Raw genomic sequence first — 8,134 nt, 5'->3', positions numbered from 1 at the left:
ACGAGGTTTTCCTCGTGCAGTCAAGCCAAGACCACAGCGGTACGCTAGAAATAAAAAAGCCGCTCACCTTAAGTGAACGGCATTACAGCTTCTGCTGCGTTTTTATTTTTTTATTAGGGTACAAAAAATTGCCTAATTAAGTATTTTTTATTAGACTCAGGGCAATAAAGGATTAATTAAAGCAGGAACGCTATGAAATACTTTACCTACTTAGCTATATCAATCATGGCTATTGCAGTTATCTCTTTGTTTTATTTAAAAAAGCCCGATGGTCAAACATGGCTTTCTGCATCATCAATTAGCAGTGAATCTCAACAAATTAAAGAAAAAATGGTTGCGCTATCTAGCAATACTTTGGACCAAGCAGTGCAGGGCTTTAAGCAAGCAGGCGATAAAATTGCGAGCAGTATTTCTGATGAACCAATCCCTGAAAGTACTACCTCAAGTAGCAAAATTTTTAAGTGGCAAGATGAAACAGGCCAATGGCACTTTTCTGATACACCTAACCCGCATGCAAAAAGTATTGAAGTAAAACTCGACCCTAAAGATATTACTGTTATTGCTGCAGAAGACACGTCTATTTTAAATACCACTCCAAGTAAAAATACAATGTCGGCTGCACCAGAGGGGATCAGTATTTTGAACCCAGACTCGGTTAAAAAGTTATTTAATGACGCCGAAAATGTAAAAGACAAACTAGAAAAACGTAATAAAGAAATTAATAATTTAAGTGCACTCTAATTATTTAGAGTGAGTGCTTTTATGGTTTTTTAAATAACGTTTTTCGGCTTCCATCAATAATACGGTTAAATATATTTTAGTGGGAAGCGACAGCAGTACACCTACAGCAATGCATGCCGCCGCTATAATTATTCCTTTAATACCATGCTCGACAGTAAAGTAACTCGACACAATTAAAGTGTGGCCAGTCACGATAAGGCACAACCCAAGCACTATTGATGTTTTAAGCAGCCTAATTATCATTGTTTGCGACATAGTTACCTCACTAATAGTCGCTATAGTGTAGGCACGCTTTAAATGCTTAGCATTGATTTAAGACAACAAACAGCACACATAAAAAAGCCCAGCTTATTACTAAGCTGGGCTTTTAAATGTATTAACTACTGTCTTTGTTAGTCGAGCATATTACGCAGTACATATTGTAAAATACCGCCGTGTTTGTAGTAATCCCACTCTTTAGGGGTATCAATACGTACGTCAGCACTCAAGGTTACTTTTTTACCTTCGGCATTTGTAGCAATAACGGTTACTTCATCGGTTTTATCGTACAGGCCATCAATATCAAATTGTTCTTGCCCTGTTAACCCATGAGACTCGTAGCTTTCACCTTCTTTAAATTGCAGCGGTAATACACCCATACCAATTAAGTTAGAGCGATGAATTCGCTCATAGCTTTGTGCTACAACCGCTTTAACGCCTAGTAAAAGTGAGCCTTTGGCCGCCCAGTCACGAGATGAACCCGTACCGTACTCTTTACCCGCTAAAATAATGAGTGGCGTATTATTTTTTTGATACTCCATTGCTGCATCATAAATACTCTCTAGCGTATCGCCAGGCTGAGTACGTGTTACGCCGCCTTCAGTACCTGGTGCTAGTAAGTTTTTAAGACGAACATTAGCAAACGTGCCACGCATCATTACTTCGTGATTACCACGGCGTGAACCGTACGAGTTAAACTGCGCTTTATCTACGCCATTTTCTTGCAAGTATAAACCTGCTGGTGCATCTGCTTTAATAGCGCCCGCAGGAGAAATATGGTCAGTGGTTACTGAATCCCCAAGCTTAGCTAAACAACGTGCACCTTCGATAGTAGGAATACCCGGTGGTTCTACTTTCATACCATCAAAAAATGGTGCTTTTTTAATGTAGGTAGATGCGTCATCCCAATCGTAAAGTTTGCCATCTGGTATTTTAATTTGCTGCCAACGGCTATCGCCTTCGTAAACGTTAGCGTAGCTTTTTTCGAACATTTCTTTAGTTACTGTTTCTTTAACTAGGTCACTTACTTCTTTAACGCTCGGCCAAATATTTTTAAGGTAAATATCGTTACCGTTAGCATCTTGAGCCAGGGGTTCGTTGTATACGTCAATATCGGTTCTGCCCGCAATGGCGTAAGCAACAACAAGCGGAGGGGATGCTAAAAAGTTCATTTTAACATCTTGGTGAATACGACCTTCAAAGTTACGGTTACCCGATAAAATAGAGCTAACCACTAATTTATGCTTTTGAATCGCATCTGATATTTCAGTCGCTAGTGGGCCTGAGTTACCAATACAGGTAGTACAACCATAGCCAACTAAGTTAAAGCCTAAGCTTTCTAAGTCGTCCATTAAGCCGGCTTTTTCTAGGTAGTCGGTAACTACTTTAGAACCTGGAGCAAGTGATGTTTTAACCCAAGGTTTTACATTAATTCCTAACTGTTTTGCTTTTTTAGCAACCAAACCAGCAGCTAAAATTACACTTGGGTTAGAAGTATTAGTACAGCTGGTAATCGCGGCAATAACGCAAGCACCATCGTTTAGCTCAAACTCTTGTCCTTTAAATTTAACTTTAGCGGCGCCCATAAACTGCGCTTCATTAACTGGTTCATCTGGGTTTGTTGTTGGACCTTCGCCTTCGATACGAGCTTGTTCTTCATCGCTATTATCACGACGAGCCATACGTTCATCTTGAAAGTTTTTTAAATGCTGGCTAATCACTTCACCAGCCTTGTTTAGGGAAATTCTATCCTGTGGTCGTTTAGGGCCTGCAAGGCTTGGTACAACATCACCCAATTTAAGCTCGAGTGTATCGGTATAGCTAGCTTCGTCGCCATCGTTACGCCATAAACCTTGGTGTTTTGCGTAATCCTCAATGAGTTTTAGCTGCTTTTCGTCGCGGTTTGTTAAGCGAAGGTAGTTAATGGTTTCATCATCAATCGGGAAAATACCACACGTAGCGCCGTATTCTGGTGCCATATTCGCTATGGTTGCTCTATCGGCAAGTGGTAAGTCGGCAAGGCCGTCACCATAAAACTCTACAAATTTACCCACTACGCCATGGTTACGCAGTATCTCGGTTACTGTTAATACTAAATCGGTTGCGGTCGTGCCTTCAGGTAAGCGGCCGCTTAGCTTCATACCCACTACTTGTGGGATCAGTAAACTAATTGGTTGACCCAACATAGCTGCTTCGGCTTCAATGCCGCCTACACCCCAACCAAGTACACCTAAGCCATTTATCATGGTTGTGTGAGAGTCGGTACCTACGAGAGTGTCTGGGTAAGCGAATTTTTTGCCATCGCGCTCTTCATTAAAAACAACGCGTGCTAAGTATTCTAAATTCACTTGGTGAACAATACCGGTTGCTGGTGGCACTACTTTTAAATTATCAAAAGCGGTTTGTCCCCAGCGTAAAAATTCGTAACGTTCTTTATTTCGGTCGTATTCTAGTTTTGCATTTAAATCAAAAGCACCATCGTTACCATAACCATCTACTTGTACCGAGTGATCAATGACAAGCTCAGCAGGTGATAACGGGTTTATTTTTGCGGGATCTCCACCTAGTTTTTCCATTGCGTCACGCATCGCGGCTAAATCAACAATAGCGGGTACGCCGGTAAAATCTTGCATAACAACACGGGCGGGAGTAAAGGCAACTTCAGATGCAGGCTTTGCTTGAGGGTCCCAATTAAGGAGAGCTTGAATATCTTGTTCTTTTATATTTGCGCCATCTTCGTTACGAAGAAGGTTTTCAAGTAATACTTTTAAGGAAAAGGGCAATCGTTTCGCTTTGTCGCCAAGTCCTTTTAGAGAATGAATATGATATTGCTCACCATTTATTGTGAGCTGATGTTGGGTATCGAAACTATTATTCATTATTTGCCCCTTTATGAATTAGAAAAATATTTTGAAGAGTGACCTCTGTAGTGTTCGAGTTGCAAAGTACATACCAGTGTAAAAAATCGTGTTTAGAGAATGAATTTTGTACAGTTAATATAGTAGAGATGATGCTGAAAAGTTTAATTTCAAGAGATGATTTGAAAGAGGTAGGGTCAAAAGTTATTTCGACCCTTATTAATTATTGTAACCAACCTTGTTGCTTACCTTTAATACTCAAACAAAGTAAAGCAATGGCAATAATGATTACAAAAATAGGCATAAATACAGCACTTGCGCCAAGTAGCTCAATACTGTTTATGACCACAAAATTATAATATTGCTGAATTAAAATAGCGCCGAGCGATAGCGCAAAAGTAGGTGTTGCCAGCGCGTTTTTAGCAAGTAAAAACAGACAACCAAAAGTGCTTCCAAATACAGCTATAGCAAATGCAATGGTTGACCAAATAGGAATGTTAGAGTAGGCAGTTTGTTGATCTAGTGGAAGTTTACCTATCATTTCGGGTGTCATCATCATGTGCATAGCAAATGCAATAACGCCAAGTAAGTTCCATATTAGTGCCGCCCATACAACTGGCTTAAACCAATTTTTAGGTGTTTTAACAGACATTTTATAACCTTGTTTTTATTATTATTAACTAGGTTATTAAAGAGTAAAAAGGCCAACTATACAAGTTGACCTTTTTATATAAAAAGAGGGCTTTTAAATGCTTAACCAAATGAAATAGGACGACGACCTGTTTTATCATCTACTTTTGGTTTTTTAGTTCGCTTGCGCTTACTTTTAGCTGGCTGATTTGTTGGTTGTGGTGCAGCTTGCTTTGACTCTGCCTGAGTTTGTACCGCAGGTTTTTCTGCAGGGGTTGCATCTTCACTTAGCGCAAGTTTAAAAAATTCGCCATCAAATTCTAATACATCGCCACTGTATAATTTTTTCCGCTTTATTGTACAAATTTCATGGTTAACACCCACATAGCCTTCGGTAATTAGGTTTTTAGCTTGGCCGCCACCTTCAACTAAGTTTAGTACTTTTAATAATTTACAAAGCTCAATCGGCTCTTCTTCTAATTCTATTTCTATGTATTCTTCGTTCATATTTGCTCTCGGTGGGGTAACGCACAAGCTGTAGTATAAAGGCTTGCAGCTACTTTTGCACCAAAGCAAGTGACTTTCGTTAATTGTAATACGTAAATAGTTATGAAATTTTTTATGTATTTTATCTGTCTTTAAAAAAACTGAAGCAATTGAAGAGTAACCTTTGCAGCAGTTAATTTTACGTATGGCCTGCTAATTGCTAAAACTTTGGCGGATTAAATAGTTTTCATTAAATGGAGTAGGAAATGGGCGTAAGATTAGCAATGAAAAAAGAGCTAATGGGATTAGACAATTCAGGTATGTTAACTGCTGACGATGTTAGAGAGCACCTTGCTAATTCTGTAAAAAAGCAAGCTGATCAAGATGAACGCGGTTTTTCTGTAATTTCAAAGTTCAATGATACCCATAGCCGTTTAGTTAGTGGTGATGCCACGAGAAAAACAAAACTCGAGTTTGAACGACATCGTTTATTTAAAGAAGTTTTATATACTCGAAAAAGTGTTGATGCTTGGTTAGATAGCCAAACAAATTAAATTGCTATAAATAGTTACCTTTAATAGACTACAAGCGTAATCAAAAGGGGTAACTATGAAAAATGGAATTTTAATGTGTGTGTTGGCATTACCATTAGCTGCGTGCCAACAACCTACCGTGTATGTATTTAGTGAAAACTTGCAAGATGAACAGAGCAATCAGCTCGATGCTGCGCTAAAAGCACAATCGCTCCCTTATGAATATGTACCGCTGGCAATCCCATCAGAGTTTGGTGAGGCTACATTACTCTTATCAAGTGACAAAATTTACCCAAAAGAGACTGAGCAGTTAGCTACTATTATGCAGGGGCTAGGTTACGAGCCACAAGTTAACTATACAACGCGTTCAAATCATTTTTATGGTGATGGCAATATAGGCTTTTATCTAAAAAATGCAGTGGCGGGTACAACCTTTGTTATGCCTAAAAAGTTACGAACAACTCAATGCAGCGAAGACAAGTACAATGATTTACTCGTCACATTTACAGATAAATATGCTGACTTTACCTTACCCAGTGGCGCTGTTGTAAGGTTAGGTTGGGAGTTTTTATACGGTTACGTTGTCATTTATTACAAAAATTATTCGCAAACATACAGTCACTCACAACCACTTATAAATACGCCCTTTGGCGCCAAACCATCTGATACTTACAGGTTTACAGCTCACGTTAATAACCCCAGCTGGCTTGATTGCTCACTACAAATTATTTATATGGACTGAACTAACCGTGAGTTTCTATATGCTCGCTTAGTTTGGCAATGCGCAGACTCATACCTTCTATAATTCGGTCTTTAATTTTTTCGCGGATAACATTAGGTAAGCGGGTGAGTGCTTCAGGGGTAATAGCGAGGACTATACTGTCGGTTTTAGCGCGAGCACTAGTACTACGCTCTCGGTTATTTATAAAGGCACCTTCACCTATAAATTCACCGGGCTCTATAGTGCCAAGTTCTAGCAAATGATTATGTTTAAATACTAATAACGCGCCGCTAAGTACAATGTACAAACGTTTGTCGTTATCGTATTGCTTAAATAAAAATTGATGCTGGCTTACTAAATACAACAGTCCGAACGACTCTAATAAGACTTGGCGCTCGCTGAGCGTAAATTCTTTAAAAAAGTGCAGCCTGTTTATAATTTCCATTTGTTTAAACAAAGGAATATGTTCGATTAGCTTCATCAATAACCAAATGTGTTAAAAGCGTTTAATCAGCTAATATTGCGCTCTTTTAATTTTCGGGTCAACGTGTTGCGTCCCCAACCAATTTTTATAGCAGCATCTTGCTTATGACCAGAACAATTAGCCAGTGCGGTTTTAATTAAGCGAGTTTCTAGCTGGGCTTGAATGTCAGGCCAAATATTTTCTTTGCCTTGTTTAAGCTCTTGATTAAGCCATTGCTGAAACGCATCTAGCCAATCACCTTCTTCCTGGGTTGGCGAAGCATCCAGAATCTCCGGCGGTAAGTCTTGCTCGCTTACAAGCTCACCCGGTGCCATTACAGTAAGCCAGCGACAGGTGTTTTCTAATTGGCGTACATTGCCTGGCCAATTAAATAAGCGTAATTGCTCAGTTGCCTTAGGGCTCAGCACTTTGCTTTCTACTTGTAGCTCTTTAGCGCTTTTATGTAAAAAGTGTTGCGATAAGCTTTCTATATCTTCAGTACGCTCTCGAAGAGCAGGTAAACGTAGGCGCACAACATTAAGACGATGAAATAAATCATCCCTAAACTTGCCCTGTTTAACTAAATCTTCAAGGTTTTGGTGCGTAGCCGCAATAATACGCACATCTACTTTTATACTTTGATGGCCACCAACGCGATAAAACTCACCATCGGCAAGAACGCGTAATAAACGTGTTTGTACATCAAGTGGCATATCACCAATTTCATCTAAAAATAGTGTGCCGCCATTGGCTTGCTCAAAGCGGCCTTTACGCACGCTGTCGGCGCCCGTAAATGCGCCTTTTTCGTGGCCAAATAACTCTGACTCAACAAGCTCTTTTGGAATGGCTGCCATGTTAAGTGCAATAAATTGATTTTCTTTACGTGGGCTATGATTGTGCAGCGCACTGGCGACAAGTTCTTTACCTGTTCCAGATTCGCCATTTATTAATACGCTCATGCTAGAGGCCGATAGTTTACCTATCGCTCTAAACACTTCTTGCATTGCGGGCGCTTCACCAATTATGTGGGCACTTTTTGGTGGAGCTTGCTTTCGCTTAGTTTTTTTAGTGGAGTTTGCTCTGCATGCGCTTTCGACTAGCGCCACTGCTTCGTTTAAATCAAACGGCTTAGCAAGGTATTCAAAAGCACCTTTTTGGAATGCATTTACAGCTGAGTCTAAATCTGAGTGCGCAGTCATTATAATAACCGGCAGCCCAGGGTTTTGCTCTGCAATAAGTTCAAGCAACGCCATACCATCCATACCAGGCATTCGTACGTCAGAAACTAAAACAGTAGGTTGGCTAAACTTTAGTGCGCTTAGTACATCTTGCGCATTAGCAAAGCTCTCTGTGTTAAACCCTGCACGGGTTAGTGCTTTTTCAAGTACAAATCGAATAGAAGCATCATCATCTACAAGCCAAACTGTTTTCATGCAAACTCCAA

Annotated in this window: 9 protein-coding genes; 3 read left to right on the top strand and 6 right to left on the bottom strand. The window is 39.8% G+C overall.

All coding sequences use genetic code 11. The features are described from left to right. Window positions 1–192 precede the first annotated feature (192 nt). A complete protein-coding gene (locus tag CXF76_RS06140; protein ID WP_024589526.1) occupies window positions 193–741 on the top strand; it encodes a DUF4124 domain-containing protein in 549 nt (182 codons plus the stop codon). On the opposite strand, the gene CXF76_RS06135 is transcribed toward CXF76_RS06140, so the two are convergent. From CXF76_RS06135 to CXF76_RS06120, 4 genes are all read right to left on the bottom strand, one after another. Continuing rightward, window positions 742–996, bottom strand: coding sequence for a hypothetical protein (locus CXF76_RS06135; RefSeq protein ID WP_024589527.1), 255 nt, complete (start codon window positions 994–996; stop codon window positions 742–744). A 137-nt stretch (window positions 997–1,133) separates the two neighbouring features. After that, complete coding sequence (acnA, locus tag CXF76_RS06130) at window positions 1,134–3,878, bottom strand: aconitate hydratase AcnA (protein ID WP_024589528.1); 2,745 nt, start codon at window positions 3,876–3,878, stop codon at window positions 1,134–1,136. Between the two features lie 202 nt (window positions 3,879–4,080). Next, a complete protein-coding gene (locus CXF76_RS06125; protein ID WP_024589529.1) occupies window positions 4,081–4,509 on the bottom strand; it encodes a hypothetical protein in 429 nt (142 codons plus the stop codon). Between the two features lie 101 nt (window positions 4,510–4,610). Beyond that, window positions 4,611–4,994, bottom strand: coding sequence for an RNA-binding S4 domain-containing protein (locus CXF76_RS06120; protein ID WP_010554787.1), 384 nt, complete (start codon window positions 4,992–4,994; stop codon window positions 4,611–4,613). Between the two features lie 245 nt (window positions 4,995–5,239). Between CXF76_RS06120 and CXF76_RS06115 the strand changes: the two genes are divergently transcribed. Both CXF76_RS06115 and CXF76_RS06110 read left to right on the top strand, forming a co-directional pair. Beyond that, the gene (locus CXF76_RS06115) at window positions 5,240–5,527 is read left to right on the top strand and encodes a hypothetical protein (protein ID WP_007582180.1); all 288 of its coding nucleotides are present in this window, start codon (window positions 5,240–5,242) and stop codon (window positions 5,525–5,527) included. A gap of 55 nt (window positions 5,528–5,582) precedes the next feature. Further along, window positions 5,583–6,248 (top strand): hypothetical protein, encoded by a 666-nt coding sequence (locus CXF76_RS06110; RefSeq protein WP_024589530.1) that lies wholly within the window; start codon window positions 5,583–5,585, stop codon window positions 6,246–6,248. Between the two features lies 1 nt (window position 6,249). On the opposite strand, the gene CXF76_RS06105 is transcribed toward CXF76_RS06110, so the two are convergent. Both CXF76_RS06105 and ntrC read right to left on the bottom strand, forming a co-directional pair. Further along, complete coding sequence (locus CXF76_RS06105; protein ID WP_010554789.1) at window positions 6,250–6,708, bottom strand: cyclic nucleotide-binding domain-containing protein; 459 nt, start codon at window positions 6,706–6,708, stop codon at window positions 6,250–6,252. 29 nt (window positions 6,709–6,737) lie between these two features. Further along, a complete protein-coding gene (gene ntrC, locus CXF76_RS06100; protein WP_007582175.1) occupies window positions 6,738–8,123 on the bottom strand; it encodes a nitrogen regulation protein NR(I) in 1,386 nt (461 codons plus the stop codon). Window positions 8,124–8,134: the final 11 nt, after the last annotated feature.

The sequence above is a fragment of the Pseudoalteromonas sp. 78C3 genome, assembly GCF_002836695.1.
Lineage (GTDB): Bacteria > Pseudomonadota > Gammaproteobacteria > Enterobacterales > Alteromonadaceae > Pseudoalteromonas > Pseudoalteromonas arctica.
Note: the sequence above shows the minus strand (reverse complement) of the source record. Positions and strands in the feature narration are given on the sequence as shown.

Excerpts from the sequence above, each read along its gene's own strand:
- CXF76_RS06110 (WP_024589530.1), top strand. The coding sequence starts at position 5,583 with ATGAAAAATGGAATTTTAATGTGTGTGTTGGCATTACCATTAGCTGCG.
- ntrC (WP_007582175.1), bottom strand. The coding sequence starts at position 8,123 with ATGAAAACAGTTTGGCTTGTAGATGATGATGCTTCTATTCGATTTGTA.
- CXF76_RS06125 (WP_024589529.1), bottom strand. The coding sequence starts at position 4,509 with ATGTCTGTTAAAACACCTAAAAATTGGTTTAAGCCAGTTGTATGGGCG.
- CXF76_RS06115 (WP_007582180.1), top strand. The coding sequence starts at position 5,240 with ATGGGCGTAAGATTAGCAATGAAAAAAGAGCTAATGGGATTAGACAAT.
- acnA (WP_024589528.1), bottom strand. The coding sequence starts at position 3,878 with ATGAATAATAGTTTCGATACCCAACATCAGCTCACAATAAATGGTGAG.
- CXF76_RS06120 (WP_010554787.1), bottom strand. The coding sequence starts at position 4,994 with ATGAACGAAGAATACATAGAAATAGAATTAGAAGAAGAGCCGATTGAG.
- CXF76_RS06140 (WP_024589526.1), top strand. The coding sequence starts at position 193 with ATGAAATACTTTACCTACTTAGCTATATCAATCATGGCTATTGCAGTT.
- CXF76_RS06105 (WP_010554789.1), bottom strand. The coding sequence starts at position 6,708 with ATGAAGCTAATCGAACATATTCCTTTGTTTAAACAAATGGAAATTATA.
- CXF76_RS06135 (WP_024589527.1), bottom strand. The coding sequence starts at position 996 with ATGTCGCAAACAATGATAATTAGGCTGCTTAAAACATCAATAGTGCTT.